Annotated in this window: 22 protein-coding genes and 1 tRNA gene; 13 read left to right on the forward strand and 10 right to left on the reverse strand. The window is 34.3% G+C overall.

Annotated elements, in window-relative coordinates; all coding sequences use genetic code 11:
• Both E0I61_RS09860 and E0I61_RS09865 read right to left on the reverse strand, forming a co-directional pair.
• Positions 1-580, reverse strand: a 580-nt coding sequence (locus tag E0I61_RS09860; protein WP_317126170.1) for a DNA polymerase ligase N-terminal domain-containing protein, incomplete at its 3' end; no start/stop codon positions are given.
• Positions 581-623: 43 nt separating this feature from the next.
• Entirely contained in the window at positions 624-989 is a 366-nt protein-coding gene (locus E0I61_RS09865) for a hypothetical protein (protein WP_132071135.1), read from the reverse strand.
• A gap of 520 nt (positions 990-1,509) precedes the next feature.
• On the opposite strand from E0I61_RS09865, the gene E0I61_RS09875 reads away from it, so the two are divergent.
• From E0I61_RS09875 to arsB, 4 genes are read left to right on the forward strand one after another with little or no spacing between them, the layout of a single operon-like run.
• The gene (locus tag E0I61_RS09875) at positions 1,510-1,842 is read left to right on the forward strand and encodes an ArsR/SmtB family transcription factor (protein ID WP_131994992.1); all 333 of its coding nucleotides are present in this window, start codon (positions 1,510-1,512) and stop codon (positions 1,840-1,842) included.
• A 20-nt stretch (positions 1,843-1,862) separates the two neighbouring features.
• A complete protein-coding gene (locus tag E0I61_RS09880) occupies positions 1,863-2,333 on the forward strand; it encodes a DUF6428 family protein (protein ID WP_131994990.1) in 471 nt (156 codons plus the stop codon).
• A 15-nt stretch (positions 2,334-2,348) separates the two neighbouring features.
• Entirely contained in the window at positions 2,349-2,984 is a 636-nt protein-coding gene (locus E0I61_RS09885) for an arsenate-mycothiol transferase ArsC (protein ID WP_205728754.1), read from the forward strand.
• Positions 2,984-4,057, forward strand: coding sequence for an ACR3 family arsenite efflux transporter (gene arsB / locus E0I61_RS09890; RefSeq protein WP_132071137.1), 1,074 nt, complete (start codon positions 2,984-2,986; stop codon positions 4,055-4,057). The genes E0I61_RS09885 and arsB overlap by 1 nt, the downstream gene beginning before the upstream one ends.
• A gap of 122 nt (positions 4,058-4,179) precedes the next feature.
• On the opposite strand, the gene E0I61_RS09895 is transcribed toward arsB, so the two are convergent.
• The gene (locus E0I61_RS09895; RefSeq protein ID WP_132071139.1) at positions 4,180-5,475 is read right to left on the reverse strand and encodes a TIGR00341 family protein; all 1,296 of its coding nucleotides are present in this window, start codon (positions 5,473-5,475) and stop codon (positions 4,180-4,182) included.
• Between the two features lie 730 nt (positions 5,476-6,205).
• On the opposite strand from E0I61_RS09895, the gene E0I61_RS09900 reads away from it, so the two are divergent.
• Both E0I61_RS09900 and E0I61_RS09905 read left to right on the forward strand, forming a co-directional pair.
• On the forward strand, positions 6,206-6,982 hold the full coding sequence (locus E0I61_RS09900) for a ferritin-like domain-containing protein (RefSeq protein ID WP_131994981.1): 777 nt from the start codon (positions 6,206-6,208) through the stop codon (positions 6,980-6,982).
• Between the two features lie 29 nt (positions 6,983-7,011).
• The gene (locus tag E0I61_RS09905) at positions 7,012-7,815 is read left to right on the forward strand and encodes a ferritin-like domain-containing protein (protein WP_131994978.1); all 804 of its coding nucleotides are present in this window, start codon (positions 7,012-7,014) and stop codon (positions 7,813-7,815) included.
• 172 nt (positions 7,816-7,987) lie between these two features.
• On the opposite strand, the gene E0I61_RS09910 is transcribed toward E0I61_RS09905, so the two are convergent.
• Complete coding sequence (locus E0I61_RS09910) at positions 7,988-8,950, reverse strand: arginase (RefSeq protein WP_131994975.1); 963 nt, start codon at positions 8,948-8,950, stop codon at positions 7,988-7,990.
• A gap of 10 nt (positions 8,951-8,960) precedes the next feature.
• Positions 8,961-10,211 (reverse strand): ornithine--oxo-acid transaminase, encoded by a 1,251-nt coding sequence (gene rocD, locus E0I61_RS09915; RefSeq protein WP_131994972.1) that lies wholly within the window; start codon positions 10,209-10,211, stop codon positions 8,961-8,963.
• 230 nt (positions 10,212-10,441) lie between these two features.
• Here rocD and E0I61_RS09920 point away from each other — a divergent pair, with 230 nt between their 5' ends.
• The 5 genes from E0I61_RS09920 (at position 10,442) to E0I61_RS09940 (ending at position 16,133) form a co-directional block, all read left to right on the forward strand.
• Positions 10,442-10,894, forward strand: a complete 453-nt coding sequence (locus E0I61_RS09920) for an Lrp/AsnC family transcriptional regulator (protein ID WP_131994970.1) — start codon at positions 10,442-10,444, stop codon at positions 10,892-10,894.
• Positions 10,895-10,911: 17 nt separating this feature from the next.
• Positions 10,912-13,113, forward strand: a complete 2,202-nt coding sequence (locus E0I61_RS09925) for a penicillin acylase family protein (RefSeq protein ID WP_235832101.1) — start codon at positions 10,912-10,914, stop codon at positions 13,111-13,113.
• 115 nt (positions 13,114-13,228) lie between these two features.
• A complete protein-coding gene (locus E0I61_RS09930; protein WP_132071141.1) occupies positions 13,229-13,999 on the forward strand; it encodes a dienelactone hydrolase family protein in 771 nt (256 codons plus the stop codon).
• A gap of 101 nt (positions 14,000-14,100) precedes the next feature.
• Positions 14,101-15,114, forward strand: coding sequence for a DUF3667 domain-containing protein (locus E0I61_RS09935; RefSeq protein WP_132071143.1), 1,014 nt, complete (start codon positions 14,101-14,103; stop codon positions 15,112-15,114).
• Positions 15,115-15,119: 5 nt separating this feature from the next.
• Complete coding sequence (locus tag E0I61_RS09940) at positions 15,120-16,133, forward strand: M28 family metallopeptidase (RefSeq protein WP_132071145.1); 1,014 nt, start codon at positions 15,120-15,122, stop codon at positions 16,131-16,133.
• A 194-nt stretch (positions 16,134-16,327) separates the two neighbouring features.
• On the opposite strand, the gene E0I61_RS09945 is transcribed toward E0I61_RS09940, so the two are convergent.
• The 5 genes from E0I61_RS09945 to E0I61_RS09965 all read right to left on the reverse strand — a co-directional run bounded on the left by E0I61_RS09945 (position 16,328) and on the right by E0I61_RS09965 (position 20,351).
• On the reverse strand, positions 16,328-17,524 hold the full coding sequence (locus tag E0I61_RS09945) for a PAS domain-containing sensor histidine kinase (protein ID WP_132071147.1): 1,197 nt from the start codon (positions 17,522-17,524) through the stop codon (positions 16,328-16,330).
• Between the two features lie 311 nt (positions 17,525-17,835).
• Positions 17,836-17,911, reverse strand: a tRNA-His gene (locus E0I61_RS09950).
• Between the two features lie 74 nt (positions 17,912-17,985).
• Complete coding sequence (gene bshB1 / locus E0I61_RS09955) at positions 17,986-18,702, reverse strand: bacillithiol biosynthesis deacetylase BshB1 (protein WP_132071150.1); 717 nt, start codon at positions 18,700-18,702, stop codon at positions 17,986-17,988.
• Positions 18,703-18,796: 94 nt separating this feature from the next.
• Positions 18,797-19,876, reverse strand: coding sequence for an isochorismate synthase (locus E0I61_RS09960; protein ID WP_132071152.1), 1,080 nt, complete (start codon positions 19,874-19,876; stop codon positions 18,797-18,799).
• A gap of 40 nt (positions 19,877-19,916) precedes the next feature.
• Positions 19,917-20,351: a PaaI family thioesterase gene (locus tag E0I61_RS09965; RefSeq protein WP_131994949.1), complete on the reverse strand. Its 435-nt coding sequence runs from the start codon at positions 20,349-20,351 to the stop codon at positions 19,917-19,919.
• Between the two features lie 137 nt (positions 20,352-20,488).
• Here E0I61_RS09965 and E0I61_RS09970 point away from each other — a divergent pair, with 137 nt between their 5' ends.
• Positions 20,489-22,015 (forward strand): hypothetical protein, encoded by a 1,527-nt coding sequence (locus tag E0I61_RS09970; RefSeq protein WP_132071154.1) that lies wholly within the window; start codon positions 20,489-20,491, stop codon positions 22,013-22,015.
• 234 nt (positions 22,016-22,249) lie between these two features.
• A complete protein-coding gene (locus E0I61_RS09975; protein ID WP_132071156.1) occupies positions 22,250-24,088 on the forward strand; it encodes an endonuclease in 1,839 nt (612 codons plus the stop codon).
• Positions 24,089-24,163 lie beyond the last annotated feature (75 nt).

Genomic DNA, 24,163 nt, shown 5'->3' on the forward strand with positions numbered 1-24,163 from the left:
AACCGTCCTTCTTTTCCATACTCTCTAATGTCATATTAGAAAGTATAGATTTGTCTTGCTGCAAAACATCTTCATCATTTGCATATTGATCTTTTGACTTTATCAAAAGCCAGGTATTTTCCTGTTTCGTCTCTAGTTTTACCAATGCGAATTCGCCTTTCAGTTTTTTTCCATTAAGAATAAAACTAAGATGTCCTTTTTGTAAATCGGATTGTAATTTATTTTCAACTTTATCTAATCCATCTTCATCAGTCAAAGTATACGTTCCATTATCCCAAACGATAACATTCCCTGCGCCGTAATTTCCCTCTGGAATAGTGCCTTCAAAATCTTTATAACTGTAAGGATGGTCTTCCACCATAATTGCCAATCTTTTATCAGCCGGATTCATAGACGGTCCTTTGGGTATGGCCCAACTTTTTAGCGCACCATCCATTTCCAATCGAAAATCATAATGCAAATGAGAGGCCGCATGTTTTTGCACTACGAAAATCAATTCGGTAGTTGATTGCTTAATTTTCCCTTCGGGCTCGGCTGTGGAATTAAAATTACGCTTTTGATTGTATTCACTCAAAGACATGATCAATAAGATTAGTATTTAAAACTTACGACAAATCCACTCACTAAATTTTATCTCCAGAATTCTCATCTAAATTACTATGATTATCACCACCTATACTATAATGGTTATTTTCTTCATCTTCATTTCCCGAGTTTTCCATTTCATCATCTAATTCTGAGCCAGGAATGTCTAAATCCCCGCCAGAAACATCCTCTTCGAAATTTTTTTCATTCAATTCCCGGATATTATTTATTTCAACAGGTACCTTCTTTTTAGAAAGATCTTCTGGGTCTATTTCCATTTCTTTATGGAATTGGCTATATATATCTTCGCTTGGAGGATATAAAAGAGAATCCGGGATTGCATTTTTATCTTTCTTACACGGTTTTCTTTTGTCAAAATTCAATTTATCGTCTCTATTATTCATTTTACATTTATTTAATTGATTTTCAATACACTAAGTTAAACATTTTTAAATAAAACTGACTTAAATACCATAAATTATTCCGCATAAACGACTAACTTTAAATAACTTAACCAGTCACCAACCCTATTACTAATTTAAAACAATAAAAACATAACTCATTAAAAAACAATGTAATACTGGGGAATCATGGTCGGGTTTTTGGAACAAATCCTATGTAAGAAGCAGATTTGATAGAAATTAAATCCAGCATATTGGAGTTAGATAGAATACCATATATGTTGTTGAATATAGAAATCTTTCCACTAGAATTCACGGTTCTAACATCCAAATAGTATTGATCAATGCTATTGAAAACAAAGTGAAATCAATGGGCTTTAAAGGCATTCTAAAAGATTTATTTGAGCTTTAATTTTCATAAATTAATTTTAAAACTGCCTACAATATAGTTTTCTCCTAAAAAAACATTAAAATTTGTTTGTTACATATATATATCGTAATATTGCTATATAAAAATATAGCGATGGGGATTACTAAAACAGAACATTTCACAGACGAGCAAAATGAATTGGCAATATTAGCGAAAGCCATTGGTCATCCTGCCCGTATTGCAATTATCCAACATCTCATAAAAGTAAACAGTTGTGTGTGCGGCGATATTGTAAACGAATTGCCTCTAGCCCAACCTACCGTTTCGCAGCACTTAAAAGAATTAAAAAATGCCGGACTTATAAAAGGCAATTTTGAAGGAAATTCCATTTGTTATTGCCTCAACGAAGAGGGTTTCAATAAAATAAAAGGCTTTTTTCAACAAGTAAATACTCATTTAGAAAACAGAAAAAATCAATGTTGTTAATTTTCAAATAAAAAAGAATCATGAAATTATCAGAAATTAAAAAACAGTTGAACACACTAGATAACGTTGCTTTTGTATTGCCAAACGGGACTTATGTTCCAGAACATTTTCACGTAACTGAGGTGGGTTTAATCACCAAAAACTTTATTGACTGCGGTGGAAAAGTTCGAAAAGAAACCGTTGTAAATTTCCAATTATGGGATGCCAATGACTTTGAACACCGCTTAAAACCACAAAAACTTTTGAACATCATCGCTCTTTCAGAAAAAATATTGGGAATTGAAGATTATGAAATTGAAGTAGAATATCAAGCTGAAACTATTGGTAAATACGACATTGGTTTCAACGGAACAGCGTTCACTTTATTAAACAAACAAACGGCTTGCTTAGCCCAAGATCAATGTGGCATTCCAGCAGAAAAACAAAAAGTGAAATTATCCGAAATATCAGGTCAGCCTAATAGCTGTGCTCCTGGAGGAAACTGTTGCTAATTTTAATACTATAAAATGGCCTTAACCAAAACCATCCTGTTTCCAGCAATCGAAAAAGCAATCCGTGCTTTTGATTTTGAAAGCATAGCTACAGAACGTAAAACAACTTTGCAACCGCTTATTGATTTTATTCAAAATAAAGTTACCAACCATCAAGAAGTTAGGCTAAACTTTATTTGCACGCATAATTCCAGAAGAAGTCATTTATCACAAGTTTGGACACAAACAGCAGCGTCACATTTCAATATAAAAAATGTATTTTGCTATTCTGGTGGTACCGAAGCAACCGCTTTGTTCCCTATGGTTGCAAAAACATTAGAGCAGTCGGGGTTTAAAATCAAAACCATTGCAGCAGGAAACAATCCAATTTATGTCATAAAATATGCTGAAAATGAGCATTCCATTATTGGTTTTTCTAAAACCTATGATGACGATTTCAATCCTAAAAGTGAATTTGCAGCAATATTGACTTGCTCACAAGCTGATGGAGGTTGCCCATTTATTGCAGGTGCTGAAAAGCGTATTCCAATCACATTTGAAGACCCGAAAGCATTTGACAATACACCACAACAAGCAGAAAAATATCAGGAACGCAGTTTGCAAATTGCAACCGAAATGTTTTATATATTCTCCCAAATCAAATCATACTAATGGGATTACATAAAAAAAGATTAAACTTTCTCGATAGCTACCTTACACTTTGGATATTTCTAGCAATGATAATTGGCGTTTCTATTGGCTATTTTATACCGTCCAGCAGTAGTTTTATCAATTCCTTTTCAAGCGGAACGACCAATGTTCCTCTGGCAATCGGATTAATATTGATGATGTATCCGCCATTGACTAAAATTGATTTTTCAAAAATTCCTTTAATGTTTGAAAAGCCAAAACTACTGACCGCCTCTTTTTTAATCACATGGATTGTTGGTCCGTTTTTAATGTTTTCATTGGCAACATTCTTTTTGAAAGATTATCCGGAATACATGATGGGTTTAATTATAATTGGGATTGCGCCTTGCATTGCAATGGTGATTGTCTGGAACGAATTAGCCGAGGGAAATAGGGAATTAACAGCTGGCTTAATCGGGATTAATAGTTTGCTCCAAGTGTTCTTTTTTAGTTTGTATGCGTATTTTTACTTGGAAATCATGTTGCCTTTATTTGGAATAAAAGGATTGGAATTAAATATTACCATTGCTGAAATTGCTACAACTGTCGGAATTTATTTAGGAATTCCATTTGCATTAGCAGTAATTAGCCGTTATGTAATAAAGAAATTCATTGGTGACAAATGGTTCAATCAAAAATTTATTCCTTTTGTTTCTCCCATTACTTTAGTTGCTTTACTATTTACAATTGTAGTCATGTTCAGTTTAAAAGGTGAAATGATTGTTGATTTGCCACTGGATGTCATTAGAATTGCTATTCCGCTTGTCATTTTCTTCACCATTATGTTTTTCCTGATGTTTTTTGTTTCAAAAAAAATAGGTGCCAATTATAGAGATGCCGTTGCACTATCATTCACTGCATCTGGAAATAATTTCGAATTGGCAATTGCTGTTTCCATTGGCGTTTTTGGCATCAATAGCGGACAAGCATTTGCAGGTGTTATTGGACCATTAGTAGAAGTCCCGGCTTTGATAATCTTGGTAAACGTCGCTTTTTGGTTGAAGAAAAAATATTATACTAAATCTGGATTAAGAACAGAAACTAAACCTCTATAGATTGAAACCCATAAATTTGCCCTGTAGACTTAAAGCCTAATGGACTGACAAAATCAACACTGACTTTCAGAGTATTAAAGTCTGTGAATCAGTGTTGATGTATTTTAATTAGACTAAAAACATTATTGTCTTTTATAAATTTCTACAACATCAGTCTTGAATTTGTTCTTTAGCCATGCTCTCAGTTTTTGTTTTTCGGCAGTATTCAGCTCATTTTTACTTTCATATAGCACTACAGTAATCACTTTTTTGGTTGACTGGTTTTCATTAAATATATGATTTGCAATGGCAATATTTTCAATTTCAGGAAACAGTATTTTTGTTTCATTCAAAATAGCATTATTATCGAATTTTAAAGAAGTAATTTGACTTTGCAGCTTGGCAATAATCAAATCTTTCTGACTCATGGTTTTATTGTTAAAAGTAATTTCATTCAGAATATCCTGCTTTAAGTCGGTCGTATCTTGAATAATATTTAATACCGTATTGTTCAATTCATACGTTTTCAATTTTCCGTTAAGTTCTTTTATTTCATTCTTATCAAGTCTCTTTCTTAAAAAAGCAATATCTATTTTTTTTGGGTTTGAAGTAAACTGCGTTTTTTTATACAGAACCGTAAATCCCTTATCAATAAACTCTACTTTTAAAAAGAGTTCTACTTTTTGTTTATATTTTTTTTCTTGGAAAAGCTGATACGCAAAAAAGATACTCGGTACTATCAAAGCTAAAGTCAAAAAAGAAATCATATACTTAACTCTCTTTTCAGCCTTTAAATTCGTTTGTTTAACAATTGGGTATTCTAAATATTTTACAATTATAAAGGTTGCAATACAAATAAAAACACAATTAATAGTATACAAATACATAGCGCCGAAAAAGAATTTAAAATTGCCCAAAGCTAAGCCATAACCCGCCGTACACAAAGGAGGCATCAACGCCGTTGCGATGGCAACTCCTGGAATAGGATTCCCTTTTTCTACCCTAGTCATGGCTATTACTCCAACAAGTCCTCCAAAAAATGCGATGAAAATATCATAAATATTAGGTGATGTTCTTGCTAAAAGTTCTGATTGTGTATCTTTAAAAGGACTTAAAAAAAAGTAAATCGTAGAAACCACCAAACTTACAACAGTGGCAATAAGAAGATTCTTAAGTGATCTTTTGAGTAAATTAAAATCATAAATCCCTAAACCAAAGCCAGCTCCAATAATTGGCCCCATTAAAGGCGAAATAAGCATCGCTCCAATGATTACGGCAGTTGAATTTACATTCAAGCCAACCGAAGCCACTACAATTGCACAAGCTAAAATCCATAAATTGGAACCTCGGAAAGAAATGTTTGACTTTACATTATCTAATACTTTTTTCTTGTCTTCTTCTCCGCTATGTAGATCAATAAAATTAACTACTTTATTCATTACTTTTTTTTATTTCTTATTTCAACATTACTTTAAAAATCAGAGGCAAAATTGTAACTGCCATCAATAATACTTAGCAAGATAGCCCATTTAGAAATAATTTAGGATTTTATTAGTCTCAAAAATCAATTACATAATAACAATTTACATTTTAAATCAAAATCACTTACTACCACATCACAATTGATTCCGCATAATTCTTATAAAAGATAAAAAACCCAAAATCAATTTAGATTTTGGTTTTTTTTATGTTAACACAAAACACCAATAATCTATTCCATCAATTTCACGTAAAAATAAACAGGCACCTTCACCATCTCAAACTTTGATATACAATAATATCATTATCGAAGACAATTTCTATTGAAAACAGCATTACTTAAGTATATTTTAATCCAAAAATAAAAGCATAAAAAAGGATTAATCAATAGGTGAGTTTTTTCTTTAAAATAACAGTAAGTTTTTGATTTTTAGTTACTTAATTTTATTTTATTAGTTTTTTTTATTATTTTTATATCCCTCAAAAAAAATAGCAGTTTTAAAAAAGTCAGCCTACCTAAACGACTGAATTAGTATACTTACCCCGATTAATAATTATGTTTATCGAAATTACATTATAACTATTAAATAAAACCTGTATAAAATACCCCTATCAGAAAATATTCTCAAATATAATACACCTACTAAATCATTTATTAACACAATTAATAACTTTTTAAATGTTTAAATTATGAAAAATGTAGTACAGATTAAAGAAGTAAATTCTTCTATCAAAAACAGGAGGGAATTCCTTAAAATTAGCGGACTTACCGTTTTGGGCAGCGGTTTATTATTATCTAGTTGTAACAATGACGACGATTTAATTCTTAGTCCAAATAGTAACAACCTTACAGCTAAATATGGACAAGGTCATTTTCCAGGAACCAAAGATGGTGTGTTTGATTTAGGTGCAGGAGACTTAGGTGTATTGACTTATGCGTATGCTCTGGAACAATTAGAAGCAGATTTTTATACTAAAGTTGTAAATGCAAGTGGATTCACAAGCAATTTTACCGCTGAGGATCAACAGGTATTGGTGGATTTATACCATCATGAAGTAATTCACCGCGAATTCTTTAAAACAGCCTTGACTGGAGCTCTTCCTAATCCAAAAAAACAATTACTCCCTAATTTAGAATTTGATTATGGAAGTTTAAATTTCAGTAGTCGTTCACAGGTATTAGCTACTGCCAAAGCATTAGAAGATACAGGTGTAGCAGCTTACAATGGTGCTGGAAGATTAATTAGCAATCCCGATTATTTACTTCTAGCAGGTAAAATAGTTTCGGTTGAAGCAAGACATGCATCTGCGATTAGGAGTTTAATAAATCCAAATTCTAAAGATTTTGCAGGAGATGATGTTGTTGATACTACAACAGGACTTGATGTAAAGAAAAATCCATCAGAAGTGATTGCAATTGCAAGTGGGTTTATCACAACAACTTTTACCGCTTTATACTTACCGTAATACATAACATTTAAAAAAAATTAGAAATTATGAACATATTAAAATTTATAGAGTCTTTTACTAATGAAGAATTAATGCAAAGTAAAGGATCAAGAAGAGATAGTTTTGGGAAAATAAGTCAACTGGGAAAAAATTTAGCCCTTGCCTCAATTCCATTTGGGCTTTCATCACTAACAAATGTAGCTTATGCTGGAAAAATAAAACCTACACCAAGCAACCCTATAGGAGCATTACAGCTAGCACTGACATTGGAATATCTTGAAAAAGAATATTATATCATGGGATTAGAATCTGGCGTAATTCCTACCGGAGGAAGAGATGAAAAAGTTTTTATGCAGATCTCAGACCATGAAACCGATCACGTTACCTTTTTAATTAATGGTTTAGGAGGCGTGGGAAGTCCAAATTTTGTTGAGAAACCAACATTTGACTTTACTGTTGGTGGCGCTTTTGACCCGTTTAATCATTATCCTACATTTTTAGCTTTAGCTCAGGCTTTTGAAGATACAGGTGTTAGAGCTTATAAGGGTCAGGCCGGTAATTTAATATCTGCCCCAGATTTGTTGACCGCCGCATTACAGATTCATTCTGTTGAAGCACGCCACGCCTCCGAAGTAAGAAGATTACGTGGTTTAAGAGGATGGATTACATTAAATCAAAGAGGTGCAGGAATGCCTGAGGCAACGCAAGCAGTCTACAATGGTGAGGAAAATATCATTCAAGCAGGTTATGACACATCATCATTATTTGGTGCAGAAGCAGGATCAGAATCCTATGATGAACCCCTGACTACGGATCAAGCAGTTGCTATTGCGGGATTATTTATTGTGTAAATATTTGAACCTCCTAAAAATACTAATTGATAGCCTAATATTTCTGTATTGAAAAGATCATAGTATAATTTTTTGGAACTGATATTACTTTAAATTTTATCCATTCAAATAAGAAGCCCAAAATCTAATTGTAGATTTTGGGCTTCTTTGCAAACTTAATACTCAGATAAATTTATTCAATAGGAAGAAGAAGTGTTGAAGTAATGGCTTCCAAAACCTCAAAAGCAGTTTCAGCCATCTTGTTTCCTTTGGTGTCCAATAATGGATTCACCTCCACAAATTCAATACAAACAACCTTTTTGGTTTGAATAATTTGATTGATAATTGCAATTATTTCGTACTGATCAAATCCTTTGGGAACCGGAGTACCTGTCCCATAAGAAATCATATCGCAATCCATGGAATCCACATCAAAAGAGATATACAAAACTTCACAATGCGTTAATTTTGATAAAGCTTCGGCGACACACGTTTGCAATCCTCTGAAACGTACCTCATCAACTTTATAGTTTTTGATCTGCAACTTTTCAATTTGCTTGTCCTCTGCTGCTTCCGTATCGCGGACACCAAAATAAATCAGATTTTCAGCTAAAACTTTTGGCCCTTTATATCCTATATTTTTCATCTCCTCCCAATGTTGTTGGGTTTCCGGAGCCACTTCATTATTCTGGCAACTCAAATTATCATCAGCAAGAGCCGCTGACAAAGGCATTCCATGAATATTTCCCGATGGCGAAGTGTAAGGCGAATGCAAATCAGCATGGGCATCAATCCAAATTACTCCTACATTTTGTTCTGGATAAGCCGCTTTTATACCACTTATTGTTCCTAATGCCGAAGAATGATCTCCTGACAATACAATTGGAAAAAAATTATCCGTTAAGTTTTTCTTTACCGCATTACAAACTCTGGTGCATTGCTCCACAACATGCTCAATTCTTTTAGCAGAAGAACTTCGGTTTTTATCGTATATGGATTCGTTGTGCGTTTTTACATCTTCAAATTCAAATTGATTAAAATAATCGCTGCTCTTATTGATTGCAGCAATTTCGATAGCATCAATTCCCAAATCAGAGCCTCGTGTCCCAGCTCCAATATCGGATCTGTTCTTTATTAATTTTATTGCTTTTCCCATTGTACTTAAATTATCTGAAATCGTTTAATGCTCTTTCGATAATATCCAAACATTCCTGAATTTGAGATTCTGTAATTACTAATGGTGGAGCTAAACGGATTTTATTACCATGTGTTGGTTTTGCCAACAATCCATATTCGCTGAATTTCATACAAATATTCCAAGCCAAATCAGATTCTTCATCACAATTAATCACAATCGCATTCAATAATCCTTTACCTCTAACCAATGTGATTAATGAATTTCTAGAAGCAATCTCGTTAAGTCCGGTTCTTAAAACTTCCCCTAAGTAAGCGGCATTTTGTGCCAAATCTTCCTCTTTTACAACTTCAAGCGCAGCAATAGCGACAGCAGCAGCAATAGGATTTCCTCCAAAAGTAGAACCGTGTTGCCCAGGCTTAATGACATTCATAATGTGATCATTAGTCAAAACAGCCGAAACCGGATAAACACCTCCCGAAATCGCTTTTCCTAAAATTAAAATATCCGGTTGTACATTTTCATGATTTACGGCTAATAATTTTCCTGTACGTGCAATTCCTGTTTGCACTTCATCAGCAATAAATAAAACATTATGTGCTTCACAAAGCGCTTTAGTTTTTGCTAAATATCCTTCGGCAGGAACATAAACCCCCGCTTCTCCCTGAATTGGTTCCACTAAAAATCCTGCAATATTTTTGTTCGTTTTTAATACGTTTTCTAATGCTTCAACATCATCATATGGAATTTTGATAAATCCGGCTGTAAAAGGTCCAAAGTTTTTACGGGCACTTTCATCATTCGAAAATGAAATAATTGTTGTTGTTCTTCCGTGAAAATTGTTTTCACAAACGATAATTTGTGCTTCATTTTCAGGGATGCCTTTTATCTCATACGCCCATTTTCGACATAATTTCAAAGCTGTTTCAACCGCTTCAGCACCAGTATTCATGGGTAACACTTTATCGAAACCAAAATACTTGGTCACATATTCTTCATACGGTCCCAGTTGATCATTATGAAAAGCACGTGAAGTCAATGTCAATGTTTGCGCTTGTTTTACCATGGCGCCAACAATTTTTGGGTGACAATGTCCCTGATTTACGGCAGAATAAGCCGATAAAAAATCATAATATTTTTTTCCGTCTACATCCCAAACATAAACACCTTCGCCTCTTTCTAAAACTACAGGTAAAGGATGGTAATTGTGAGCTCCATATTGATTCTCTTTTGCTATCAGCGCTTCAGATTTTGAAGAAAGGTTTTGTTCTGTATGTGTCATGGTGTTTCTATTTTAATATAATAAAGCACAAAATTACTATTTTTTTTTAATTTACCAATAAAAATAAATATTTTGACTTTTAAAAAGATATTATTTAAAAATATTACTTTAATTTTGATTAAAAATAAGTCATTTTTAAATAATTAATTCGATTTACAGCTGCATTTCGAAATAAATAAAAATAAGTACTTTTATACGAACACAAAAGCATCATTTATAATTAAAACAATATGGATATATTAGACGAATTTGATATCAATATTATCAAGGAATTAGAGAAAGACGGAAGAATGGCTTATTCTGCCATCGCAGCCAATCTGAAAATATCAAACACGATGGTGCATCAGCGCATCAATAGATTAACGGAACAAGGAATACTTACCGGAATAAAACCCGTGATTAATGAAAAGAAAATAGGTTATGATTGGGGATCTTTTACTGGAATTACCTTAAATAAAGATCAAGATTCTGACCGAATTATTGAAGAATTGAAAAATATTCCGGAAATAACGGAATGCTATTACATCACCGGATCTTTTACCCTTTATATAAAAATCATTGCCAAAGATCATGAACACATGCGAAAAGTTCTTTATGAAAAAATAGACAATATTCCTGGAATTGCCAAAACCGATTCTATAATTGAACTCGGTTGTGCTTTTAAACGAAATGTAAGTCTCTAACATAATATTCCATAAAAATGAAACACTTCAAGAACCATTTACCACTGGCAGTTTTAATTTTTTGCTTTAGTTTTCCAATGTTCTCACAAAACACGACAGCTGCAGCAATAGATAGGCTTAAAAAACTGGCGCAACAAGTGACCATCATCAGAGACAATTGGGGGATTGCACACGTATATGGTAAAACCGATGCTGATGCCGTTTTTGGAATGCTATATGCGCAATGTGAAGACGATTTCAAACGGATAGAAATGAATTATATCGAAAAATTGGGAAGACTTTCCGAAATCAAAGGACAATCTGTTTTGTATAATGATTTAGAAATTAAACTTTTGATTGATACCAATGAAGCGAAAGCTGATTATAAAAAAGCAGCGCCTTGGTTGAAAAAATTATTAAACAGTTATGCCGACGGAATCAACTTTTACCTGCACAATCACCCCGAGGTCAAACCCGCTTTATTGACTCATTTTGAACCTTGGTATCCATTACTTTGGACGGACGGCAGTATTGGCGCCATAAGCACCGCCGGACTTACTACAGGAGAATTGAAAGCTTTTTATTCCGGAAACACAGATAAAGTGGCCTACATTGAACGAGAAAAAGACGTGCAAACAGGCTCTAACGGATTTGCAATTGCACCTTCAAAAACTGCTTCGGGAAATGCTATTTTGTACATCAACCCGCACACTACGTTTTATTTCCGACCTGAAATACAAATGAGCAGTGAAGAAGGATTGAGTGCATATGGAGCGGTAACTTGGGGTCAATTTTTTATTTACCAAGGGTTTAACGAAAACTGTGGTTGGATGCATACCTCATCAAATGTCGATGTCGCAGATATCTATGCTGAGAAAATCGTGACCAAAAACAACAAACTATTTTATGAATACGACAATAAATTAGTTCCCGTTATCGAAAAAAAAATAACCATCAAGTACCTAGAAAACGGAAAACTAATTCCTAAAACATTCAATACCTATTACACCAACCACGGACCAATTATGGCCAAAAGAGACGGAAAATGGATTAGCTTAAAATCGAATAATCGTTCGATGAAAAGTCTGGAACAAAGTTGGGTAAGAACAAAATCAAAAGGATTTGAGGATTATAAAAAGGCAATGGATTTAAAAGCCAATACCTCAAACAATACCGTTTATGCCGATAAAGAAGGGAACATCGCATACTGGCATGGAAACTTTATTCCCATTCGAGACAAAAAACTGAATTGGTCAAAAGTGATGGACGGCACAACGTCGGTAACGCAGTGGAAAGGATTACATGAAGTTTCTGAAACGGTTCATTCCTACAATCCCACAAACGGCTGGCTGCAAAATTGTAATTCTACACCTTATACAGTAGCTGGTGATAATAGTCCAAAAGAGGAAAACTACTTGCCTTACATGGCTCCCGATGGAGAAAGTTTCAGAGGCCTAAATGCTATTCGATTATTAAGCAAAGGCAATACCTATACATTAGACAAAGTAATTGCCGATGGTTATGACACAAAACTGACAGCCTTTGAGTTTTTAATTCCATCCTTGGTTGCCAGTTTCGAAAAAAACATCAGTAAAGACAATGTCCTTTATTCCGAATTATTGGGACCAATAACCTTATTGAAAAATTGGGATTATTATGCACAAGAAAATTCTGTGGCCACAACACTAGCTGTAGAATGGGGATATAAATTAGACCCAATTATTCAAAAAGTGTACATCGATGAAGGCGATATGGATCAAGTTGAAAACACCCTAAATTTTGCAAAAATCGCTACACCAGACCAATTGGTGCCTCAACTACAAATGGTGATAAACGAATTGAAAAGCAAATTTGGAACCTGGCAAATTCCTTGGGGAGAAATCAACCGTTTCCAGAGAACTTCCGGTGACATTACTATGATATACAATGATGCCTTGGAAAGTTTACCTATTAGTTATGGGCCGGCGCTTTGGGGTAGTTTACCGGCTTTTAAAAGTAATTATCAAAAAGACACCAAAAAGCGCTACGGAACTAACGGAAACAGTTTTGTGTGCGCGGTAGAATTTGGAACAAAAATAAAAGCAAAATCATTACTGGCAGGCGGAAACAGCGGAGATCCAACATCAAAACATTTTTACGATCAAGCTGAAATGTATAGAAAAGGACAATTCAAAGATGTATTATTCTATAAAGATGATGTTCAAAAAAATGCCGAAAAGACCTATCATCCCGGTGAATAGTTATTTTATGCCTTAACAATCAAAATTAAGTATTCCGTTATAAAAGAAAAAAAATTATAGTACCCCCTTTATGGCAAATTATTTAAGATATTTGTGTAACATAAACAAAACAAATATGAAAAATATTTTCTTTTTCCTTTTAGGATTTCTATTGTTTTCCAATGGCTCATTTGCACAATTGAAATCCGTTAAATACACTGATGGTGTTCAAAAATTAAATGGCTTATCCATTGTTCCAAAAAAAGGCAGCAAAACTAAACCTGGAATTCTTATACTTCCGGCTTGGAAAGGAATCGATATACACGCAAAACAATCAGCTGAGAAATTGTCAAGCTTGGGATATTATGCATTTGTAGCTGATATTTATGGCGAAGGAAACTACCCAACAAACACTCAAGAAGCTGGAAAGCAAGCCGGTTTTTACAAAAACAATGTAGCAGATTATCAAAGACGCATTCAACTCTCTTTAGATCAATTAGTAAAAGCAGGTGCAAATCCAGATAATATTGTTGTGATAGGCTACTGTTTTGGCGGAACTGGTGTTCTCGAAGCAGCAAGAGCAGGAATGAAAATTCGAGGAGCAGTTTCTTTTCACGGTGGTTTAGGACGTGATGCTTCAAGAGTAAACATTCCTATCGCTGCAAAAATTTTAGTGCTTCACGGCGCAGATGACACTTATGTTCCAGCTGCAGAAGTAGCCGCTTTTCAACAAGAAATGAGAGATACAAAAGCAGATTGGGAAATGATTTATTACGCTAATTCAGTTCATGCTTTTACAGATCCTGAAGCAGGAAACGATAATTCTAAAGGAGCAGCTTACAACGAAAAAGCAGCTAAACGCTCTTGGGAACGCATGAATTCTTTCTTAAAAGAAGTTTTGAAATAATTTATTAAATATAATTTTTTAAAAACAGTATAAGTTCGGTTTTTTTGTTAGTTTTATAGATTGAAATTCAATAAAAAGTCTAGAATTCATACTGTTTTTTTATGTCAAAAAGTAAAATCAGAAACGACAAAACCTGTCTCAATTGCAGATATGTGGTAGAAAATAGATTCTGTCCTAATTGTGGACAAGAAAATACTGACACCCGAAAGACGTTTCATCACCTCTTTATTCATTTTTTTGAGGATTTAACTCACTATGAAAATGCTTTTTGGAGAACCATAAAAAATCTTTTATTCAAACCTTCAGCGCTGACTAAGGAATACCTTTCCGGAAAACGATTGTCTTATTTGGCTCCAGTTAGATTGTACATCTTTATAAGTTTTATCACGTTCCTATTAATTGCCATTTTCCCCAGTGAAATCAATTCACCAGAAAAAAACCTCGAAAAGGAATCTACCATTACCACTAAAAACAAATCATTTCAGAATACCATATCCCAAAATGATTCACTTAAAAAAAGCCAAACTGCTTCAAAAGAGGATGGCGAGTTAATAAAGTTTGGATATGATTCCGTGGAACAATTGGACTCTATTCAAAAAAATGCACCCAAATCAGAAAAGATGTCCGATTTTAACTATTGGATTAATAAAAAAATCCAAATAGTTAAAGAAAAAAATACACAAAGCGAAATTATTGAAAAATTCATAAGCTCCTTTACCCATAATTTACCAAAAGTCCTTTTTGTTTTCATGCCTATATTTGCCTTTTTTCTGTGGCTTTTCCACAACAAGAAACGCTGGTATTACTTTGATCATGGTATTTTTACATTACATTACTTTTCTTTTTTATTATTGATCTTTTTGGTATTGTTCCTAATTAACAAAGGATTGTCACCATTTGCAGAATTAAGCCTTGTTTCTTTCATACAGATAATCAGTAATTTCATAGGAATCGGATGGATGATTTATTATTTCTTTCCGGCACACCATCGTTTTTATGGTGAGACACGCTTCATTTCATTTATAAAAAGCAGCCTGCTGTTTTTCATTAACTTCATACTAATCATAATTATAGTATCACTTTTTGCCATTTATACATTTATCAATTTACATTAAACAATATGAAAAAAATCCCTTTATTAGGTCTACTGGTAGTTTTGACCATAAGCTGTACCACTCAAAAAATTAGTACAGCAAATACCGACCCTACAAAATACATGAATACAATTACCGCTGACGAATTAAAAACACACCTTTACATTGTAGCTTCAGATGAAATGGAAGGACGTGAGACAGGATCTGTGGGACAAAAGAAAGCAGGTGTTTACCTCATCGATCAATATAAGAAAAACTCCGTTCCCTTTCCTACTGGTGCTTCTGACTATTACCAAAAAATTCCGGCTGCTTTCTTAAATGCAAAACGCAATGAAAACTTACCGGATTCCGAAAACATTTGGGCCTATATTGAAGGTTCTGAGAAACCAAATGAAGTGCTTGTGATTTCTGCCCATTACGATCACGTAGGCGCAAAAAATGGAGAGATTTATAACGGCGCTGATGATGATGGTTCAGGAACAGTTGCTTTACTTGAAATTGCCCAAGCATTTCAAATCGCTAAAAAAGAAGGACACGGTCCAAAACGCTCCGTGCTGTTCCTTCACGTTACCGGAGAAGAACATGGCTTGCATGGCTCCCGATATTACTCAGAAAATCCTTTGTTTCCTTTAGCGAACACTATTACAGATATCAATATTGACATGATAGGCCGTCGTGATGAAGCACATGCTGACAGCAATAATTACGTATACGTTATTGGCGCAAACCGATTATCAACTGATTTAGATAACATTTGTACCCTTGCAAACGCTAAATACACAAATTTGGTTTTAGATTACAAATACAATGATCCAAAAGATCCAAACCATTTCTATGAGCGCTCTGATCATTACAACTTTGCTAAAAACGGAGTTCCTTCTGTATTCCTTTTTAATGGTGTGCATGCTGATTATCACAAACCAACGGACAGTCCGGACAAAATTGAATACGACGCGTTAACAAAAAGAGCTCAATTTGCATTTGTAACCGCTTGGGAACTGGCAAACCGTACCGAAAGACCTATCGTAGATAAAAAATAGATTGAGCATTTGGGCACATCCACGCTTTCACTAGCGTTTCAGCGTGGTCAGGCTATTCGTTACAATCTTTTCTATCCCTTCAGGGTAAAACCCTGAAAGGATAGAAAAGGATTTCCACTGCTATCCCTTGTGCAAACCCAATAAAAAAAGAGCTTTGAATCACTTCAAAGCTCTTTTTTTTGGTCAATTATTTTTTAAACTCTTTCGTCAAATTCTATTTTATCTGCACAATCAATTTTATTTAAAGGTTCCTCAAGAGGCAACGTAAAATAAAAAGAAGAGCCTATTCCTTCAATACTTTCAACCCATATTTCACCACCGTTTTTTTCTAAAAATCCTTTCACTAATAATAATCCTATCCCGGCACCTTTGTTTTCTATCCTTGCTTTTGAAAGTATATTCACTTGTGGTGTAAAAAGTTTGTCTTGGATTTCCTTAGACATACCTACACCGGAATCCTTTATTTGAACTATTATTTTATCATCATTAATTTTTGCAGAAACGGCAACTTCTCCTCCTGGTAGTGAATGCTTAATAGCATTAGAAACTATATTTTGGATAACAGAGAGTAACATTTTTCCATCTGCAAAAACGCTGGTATTCTCTTTAATATCATGATGCAGATTTATTGTATTTAAAGAAGCAGTATCATTTAGTGTATCAAAAACTTTTTGTACATACTCAACAAGCTCAATTTTCCGTGGAGAAAACACTTCTGCCGCGTATTTTATTCTCGCCCACTCGACTAAGTAGTCTAACATATTTAACTCATCTACTGATCCTTTGTAAAGAAGCTCGAGCATTTCTTTAATTGTATCCGGCTTCATCCTTTCGAAATTTGATTTCAAATATCCTGTTGTAGCAATAATACTGGATAATGGACTTCTCAAATCATGCGAAAGTATAGCAAGAACACTTTCTTTATGTGTATTTAGATCTTCCAGATCTTTTACATATTTTTTTATGGCATCTTCAGATTTCTTTCTTTCGGTTAAGTCGCGAAGGATTTTAACATATCCTAATAGCGCTCCATCTATTCCTGTAAGTGGAAAAACCAAACCATAAGCATAAAACTCACTCTTGTCTTTACAAATATGCCATCTGTTATCTGTTGCTCTTCCTTCTTTTAACGCCGTTTCAATTTCATTTTTAGGAATACCATTTTGTTTGTCTTCTTCTCTAAAAATTATATCAAAATGTTCTCCTATAATTTCATCTGATTCATAACCAAAGATTTTTGATGCTCCGGAACTCCAGCTATTAATTATAAATTCATTGTCAAGAGTAAAAATCGAATAATCTTGTAAACTATCTATTATTTGGCTGTAAAACTCAGCTGTTGGAATGTAATTACTTTTAAGAATTTTAGAATTAATTTTCTCGTTTTCCATTAAATGATGTAAATAATATTTAAAATTTTGAAAGCTTATTTTCGGTTGATTTAACTACACAATGCTTTCAAAGATACACAAAAGAAAATACGATTTCTGTAAAACACAGAATATAACCCTTAACGGGAGAATGTACGGCCTAAAAGCTATTATCTTAATTTATTTGATAATGAAATCCTACATGACTTCTATGATTGCACTGTGATACTATTTCCTTTTACAATATTCAAGCCAATAAAATATCACTTATAATCTCACGAAACTTTATCCCACAAAAAAAGCCTCGAATTTCTTCGAAGCTTTTGCTTTCTGGGTGGGAGACGGGGCTCGAACCCGCGACCCTCGGTACCACAAACCGATGCTCTAACCAACTGAGCTACAACCACCATTTGCTTAGCGGTGGCAAATATACGACATAAGTTTACTTCTGCAAATATTTTTTTTAAAAAATTACATGAAATTTATATCAAATCTCCTAAGCTATTGACTGCCAAATATCTTTCTACAGTAAAACCTTCCGCATGATCGACTCCAGTGAGCCTTCCTAAATCTCTGGAACGGTAATTCAGGCTTTCTAAGAAGTTTTTACTGGTTATTGGTGACTCCGGTTCATTGGAATTGGCATCATAAAACTGAGAACCGTAAGCCAAAATAGATTCTATTTTTTTATCGGTGAAACCTGTAATATCAACCACAAAATCCGGCTCTATATTTTTCCACTGTATGTAATGGTAGACTAATTTTGGTCTCCAAGCAGTTTGTTTCTCCCCTTCTAATGTAGTTTCAATTTTCATCAATCCAGATAAAAAACAAGCATCCGAAACCAATTTACTTCCCTTTTTATGATCAATATGACGGTCATCAATCGCATTACACAAAACAATTTCCGGTTTATACTTTCGAATCATTTTTATGATTTCCAGTTGGTGCTTTTCATCATTTACAAAAAACCCATCTCGCATTTCTAAATTTTCACGTGCTGAAACACCCAGAATTTTGGCAGCAGCATTCGCTTCCTGATCTCTGATTTCAGCTGAACCGCGCGTTCCCAGTTCGCCACGAGTCAAATCTATAATCCCAACCGTTTTTCCCAAGGAGATTTCTTTTAAAATGGTTCCTGCGCAACCCAATTCCACATCATCAGGATGCGCACCAAAAGCCAATATATCTAATTTCATTTTATTACTCTTTATTACTCTTTATTACTTATTGCTATCATTATTGAATCACAATATCTTATTATTAACATTCACTTCTCACTATTCACTCCTCCTACAATACCCTTTTCATTGTCGCCGATTTATTGATACTTTCCTTCCATTCATTTTCTGGAATACTGTCCTTTGTAATACCGCACCCCATATACAAATGTGCTTGTGTCATTGCGAGATTCGAAGCAATCTTGATTTGCATACAGCGCAAATTGACATACAAATCGGATTTTAATTCTTCTTTGTTAAATCCTTCCTTGTTTAATTCGCCTAAAAAACCAGTATAATATTCTCTGTCATAACCCTCATTTTCTAAAATAAAGACTTTAGCGGCCTCTTTTGGCAATCCGCATACGGCGGGTGTTGGATGCAAAACGGAAACTACTTGTTTCAAACTTGAATTCTCATTTATGACCCCTTCAATATCTGTTTTAATGTGCGCTAAAGTTCCCGCTTGTAACGTATATGGGCTGGAAACCGCCACCTCAGAAGTCAGGTTCTTTAGATTATTCAAAATAAAATCGGTAACAAACTGTTGTTCTTCCATTTCTTTTTTCTCCCACACTACTTCTTTCGCACCTTGTAGTTTTTGCGTTCCGGCTAATGCCATCGTATCAAACGTATTATTATTGGCCTTCAGCAATCGCTCAGGTGTAGCGCCCAACCACAATCCTATTTTTGGATGAAACCAGCAATAGCAAAAAGCAGTTGGATAACTTTGGATTAATTTTTCAAAAATTGAAACTAAATCAAAATTTGATAAATCAACGATTTCTTTCCTGGATAGAACCACTTTTTTCAAAGTCCCTTTTGCAATAGCATCAATCCCTTTTTGAACAAGCTTTTCAAAATGTTCTTTAGCTAGCCTATCTTCTGAATCTGTGAAATTAGAATCCTCATTTTCTTTAAAAGAAGTAATCAGGGCTTCCCATTTTACAGACTGATTTTTAGGGATAAGTATCATTTGGCTGCCTTCAAAAGGAGCAAAAACAAAACCTGTTTCTTCAAAATTTTCAGCAAAATATAAATGGTCATTATTTTGAAAAAAACCAACTAACTTGATATCATTTGGTTTTCTGTATAATACAAAAGGTAAATTTTGAGCTTTTTGCTGTTTTACTTTTATAAAAAAATCAATCATATACTAAATTTTTTAAATGGATATCAATGAAAAACTACAGTCAATTTTTATTTTTTTCTTTGGTCAAAACCATATTCGTCAATTTGCAAAGCGACACCAAATTTCCTTCTTCATCCGTGATTTTAATTTCCCAAAGGTGCAGGCTTCTTCCTTTGTGAATAATTCGTGCCGTTCCAAAAACAAATCCTTCACGAATACTTTTTAAATGATTCGCCGAAATTTCGATTCCGCGTACCTCCTGCTCTTTGTCATTAATAAAAAAATGAGAAGCGGCACTTCCCACACTTTCGGCCAAAGCCACCGAAGCACCACCATGCAACAATCCCATGGGTTGATGAACAGATGAGTTTACAGGCATTTTAGCCACTAAAAAACCTTCGCCAGCGTCTATATATTCAATATTTAAAGTTTCCATCAACGTGTTTTTTGAAAACTGATTACAGTATTCAAGCATTTTATCTTTATCTAATGTCATAGAGTAGCTTTTTAAAATGTAAAAATAATTAAAAGATAAGTCACAAAATAGTAAATGCAATTGTTATTCTAAATTCAATTTTAAAATCATTCCCAATACTATTAGATTTTTCCTATTTTTACAAAAAATACAACTAAATGCGTCCCATCACATTACTGTTTTTTATTGGAATATTGCTTTCTATTTTTTCCTGTCGTTCCGATTTTGAGACTGTAGCAAGCACTGGCGATTTGAAATTTTCGAAAGACACAATATATTTAGATACCGTTTTTACCAACATAGGTTCCAGTACATACCGACTCAAAGTGTACAACAAAAGTAAAAAGGACATCACTATTCCAAGCATTAAATTAGGTAAAGGATTAAACTCAAAATACCGAATGACTGTTGATGGAATGCAGGGAACAAACGGAAAAATTTTCAATAATATCAATCTTTTAGCGAAAGACAGTTTGTATATTTTTATAGAAACCACTGCTAATATCACTGATGCAAACGCAAGTGATTTTTTATACACCGATCAAATTCAGTTTGACAGTGGCGAAAACCTCCAAAATGTAGAGCTGGTAACACTTATACAAGACGCTATTTTCCTTTATCCAAAACGTTTTGCCGATGGAACGACTGAAACACTTCCTATTGGAGACGAAAAAATCGATGGATTTTATCTTGATGAAAATGATCCCGTAAATGGAAATGAATTACTGTTTACCAATGATAAACCGTATGTGATTTATGGCTACGCAGCTGTTGCTTCTAATAAAACGGCCACTTTTGAAGCAGGAACCAGAGTTCATTTCCATGCTAATTCTGGACTTATTGTAGCCAATAATGCCTCTGTAAATATTAATGGAACACTGTCAACAACCGATAAACTAGAAAATGAAGTCATTTTTGAAGGTGACCGATTAGAACCTGATTTTTCGGATGTACCGGGACAATGGGGTACCATTTGGCTTACCGATGGCAGTACCAATAATAAGTTGAATCACCTCACCATTAAAAATGCTACTATTGGATTATTGATTCAAAACAATGATGGCACAACCGTTTCTATCAAAAACACCCAAATTTACAATAGCAGTAACTACGGAATTTTGGCGCAGACCGCAAAAATTAACGGAGAAAATTTAGTTATCAATAATGCCGGACAAGCGAGTTTAGCCTGTTCTTATGGAGGGAATTATTCGTTTACACATTGTACCTTCAATAATAACTGGAACAGTTCACAGCAAGTGGCAGTTTTTGTCAGTAATTATATTTTGGGAGTAGTTCCGGAAGTAAAAGATCTGACAGCAGCAACATTCAACAACTGCATCATCTATGGGTCGTACTCAAACGAAATGAGTTTAAGCAAAAAAACAGGCGCTGCTTTCGAATACCAATTCAACAATTGTTTGCTTAAATTTGATAACGTATCCAACCTATTTACAACGAATCCTAATTATCAATTCAATACAGATCCAACACATTACAATGTCATAATTTTGAATAAGGACCCAAAATTTCTAAATGTGTCACAGAACAAATTCAATATTGACGAAACTTCTGCCGCTTTCGCTAAAGGAAACACGGCGTATCTGATTCCATTAGATATTTTAGGAAACACGAGGACTTTACCTCCAGATTTGGGCGCTTACCAAAACAAAGTGTTCCCAAAATAAACCGCTCTGCATTACGCCATATCACGTCATTAAACAGTTTATTCAAATAATAAAATTGGTTTATGACATCACAATACGTTTATAATTATGTTAAGAAAATCATAATTATATTCATAATTCCTTAACATAAACCGTCAAAAAAGTTATAAATTTGCGTGTCTTCAGTATTTTAAGATTTGGAAATCAAGTTTTTAAAATTGTAACAACCCCAATAACCCAAAACAACTTTAAATTATGAAAAAAATCTACTCTGTATTATTATTGCTATTCTTCACTGCTGGTATTGCACAAATACCAAATGGCTATTACACGAGTGCTTCCGGAACGGGCTACACCTTAAAAACACAATTATACAACATCATCAAAGGACATACCGATAACGGATATTCGGGCTTGTATACTATTTACCAGACCTCAGACAGGGATTATTACTTTGAAAATGATGCTACTATATTAGATATGTATTCTGAAAATCCCACAGGAACGGATCCTTACAATTATTCAGCCGGTACCACCCAACGATGTGGTAGTTATAGTACCGAAGGTGATTGCTACAATAGAGAACATATCATTCCGCAGTCTACTTTTGGTTCCGCAGCTCCAATGGTCTCAGATGCTCATTTTATAACCCCTACAGACGGGAAAGTAAACGGACAACGTTCTAATTATCCGCACGGAACGGTAGCTTCTCCAACTTGGACGTCCTTAAATGGAGGTAAACTTGGAGCGAGTACTACTGCTGGATACTCTGGAACAGTTTTCGAACCAATCAATGAATTTAAAGGTGATATTGCTCGAATGTATTTTTATTTTGCTACCCGTTATGAAAATACTGTTTCGGGTTATTCTTATGCTATGTTCAATGGAACCAGTAACCAAGTATTTTCAACTGCATTCTTGAACCTGCTTATAACATGGCACAATCAAGATCCGGTAAGTGTTAGAGAAATTGACCGCAACAATGCTATTTATGCCTCTCAAAACAATAGAAATCCTTACATAGATCATCCTGAATATGTACAGTCTATTTGGAATCCAACGGCTGATTCACAAGCACCCTCTACCCCAACGAGTTTAGTAGCTTCTGCAACTACATCAAATTCCGTTTCATTAAGTTGGAATGCTTCCTCTGATAATATTGGAGTAACTGGATACAATGTGTACATGAACAGTGTTTTAAAAACAACAGTAACCGGAACAACAACTACTATCACTGGATTAACAGCTTCAACAGCCTATACTTTCTCGGTGAAGGCTAAAGATACTGCAGGGAATATTTCTGGAGCAAGTAACACGGTAAATGTGACAACTAGTGCCACAGGCGGGGGGGCAACAGCAACCGATTTATTGTTTTCAGAATATATTGAAGGCTCATCAAACAATAAAGCGTTGGAGATTTCAAATGCAACGGGTGCAGCAATCAGCCTCTCTATTTATCGCATCAAAAAACAAACGAATGGAGCCGGTGCTTGGAGTACAGGGTTAGCCCTAACAGGAACTTTGAATAATGGCAGTAAATTCACTATTGTAAATAGCTCAATGGCTTCTAGCTGTTATCCTATAAGTTCTGCAAACCTATCTACCTCAGCAACTGAAATGACTTTTAATGGAAATGATGCCGTAGGTTTATTCAAAAATGGAGTCCTAATTGACATCATTGGAACTTTTAACGGCGGAACTGCAAACTTTGCCGCTGACGAAACAATCAGAAGAAAAGCTACCGTTACGTCTCCAACGACTACTTTCAATAAAACAACCCAATGGGATTCTTACACTTCGGATACTTGTAATAATTTAGGAAGTCGTATGGTTGAAAAAACACCAAAAACCAGTGTCACTTTAGATATAAATGATATTGCTCTCTATCCAAATCCATCGAATGGAAATTTCTCAATCAACAATTCGAATAAAATATATTCTATCGAAATTTATTCCATTATTGGTCAGAAAATTTTCAGTGAAGAGAACAGTACCAAATCAGAAATTACGCTGCCAAATAGTGCAAAAGGAACGTACTTAGTTCGAGTAACCATCGATTCAAATTCGGTCATAAAGAAATTAATAATCAACTAATTAGAAAAGCGGCAAATTGCCGCTTTTTTTTTACCCAAAATTTAATCTTAATTGACTAAATTTGCACCGCAATAC

Source organism: Flavobacterium ranwuense, from assembly GCF_004349315.1.
Taxonomy (GTDB): Bacteria; Bacteroidota; Bacteroidia; order Flavobacteriales; family Flavobacteriaceae; genus Flavobacterium; species Flavobacterium ranwuense.

Coding starts and splice junctions, on each gene's coding strand:
- E0I61_RS09865 (WP_132071135.1), bottom strand. CDS start 989: ATGAATAATAGAGACGATAAATTGAATTTTGACAAAAGAAAACCGTGT.
- E0I61_RS09875 (WP_131994992.1), top strand. CDS start 1,510: ATGGGGATTACTAAAACAGAACATTTCACAGACGAGCAAAATGAATTG.
- E0I61_RS09880 (WP_131994990.1), top strand. CDS start 1,863: ATGAAATTATCAGAAATTAAAAAACAGTTGAACACACTAGATAACGTT.
- E0I61_RS09885 (WP_205728754.1), top strand. CDS start 2,349: ATGGCCTTAACCAAAACCATCCTGTTTCCAGCAATCGAAAAAGCAATC.
- arsB (WP_132071137.1), top strand. CDS start 2,984: ATGGGATTACATAAAAAAAGATTAAACTTTCTCGATAGCTACCTTACA.
- E0I61_RS09895 (WP_132071139.1), bottom strand. CDS start 5,475: ATGAATAAAGTAGTTAATTTTATTGATCTACATAGCGGAGAAGAAGAC.
- E0I61_RS09900 (WP_131994981.1), top strand. CDS start 6,206: ATGAAAAATGTAGTACAGATTAAAGAAGTAAATTCTTCTATCAAAAAC.
- E0I61_RS09905 (WP_131994978.1), top strand. CDS start 7,012: ATGAACATATTAAAATTTATAGAGTCTTTTACTAATGAAGAATTAATG.
- E0I61_RS09910 (WP_131994975.1), bottom strand. CDS start 8,950: ATGGGAAAAGCAATAAAATTAATAAAGAACAGATCCGATATTGGAGCT.
- rocD (WP_131994972.1), bottom strand. CDS start 10,211: ATGACACATACAGAACAAAACCTTTCTTCAAAATCTGAAGCGCTGATA.
- E0I61_RS09920 (WP_131994970.1), top strand. CDS start 10,442: ATGGATATATTAGACGAATTTGATATCAATATTATCAAGGAATTAGAG.
- E0I61_RS09925 (WP_235832101.1), top strand. CDS start 10,912: ATGAAACACTTCAAGAACCATTTACCACTGGCAGTTTTAATTTTTTGC.
- E0I61_RS09930 (WP_132071141.1), top strand. CDS start 13,229: ATGAAAAATATTTTCTTTTTCCTTTTAGGATTTCTATTGTTTTCCAAT.
- E0I61_RS09935 (WP_132071143.1), top strand. CDS start 14,101: ATGTCAAAAAGTAAAATCAGAAACGACAAAACCTGTCTCAATTGCAGA.
- E0I61_RS09940 (WP_132071145.1), top strand. CDS start 15,120: ATGAAAAAAATCCCTTTATTAGGTCTACTGGTAGTTTTGACCATAAGC.
- E0I61_RS09945 (WP_132071147.1), bottom strand. CDS start 17,524: ATGGAAAACGAGAAAATTAATTCTAAAATTCTTAAAAGTAATTACATT.
- bshB1 (WP_132071150.1), bottom strand. CDS start 18,702: ATGAAATTAGATATATTGGCTTTTGGTGCGCATCCTGATGATGTGGAA.
- E0I61_RS09960 (WP_132071152.1), bottom strand. CDS start 19,876: ATGATTGATTTTTTTATAAAAGTAAAACAGCAAAAAGCTCAAAATTTA.
- E0I61_RS09965 (WP_131994949.1), bottom strand. CDS start 20,351: ATGACATTAGATAAAGATAAAATGCTTGAATACTGTAATCAGTTTTCA.
- E0I61_RS09970 (WP_132071154.1), top strand. CDS start 20,489: ATGCGTCCCATCACATTACTGTTTTTTATTGGAATATTGCTTTCTATT.
- E0I61_RS09975 (WP_132071156.1), top strand. CDS start 22,250: ATGAAAAAAATCTACTCTGTATTATTATTGCTATTCTTCACTGCTGGT.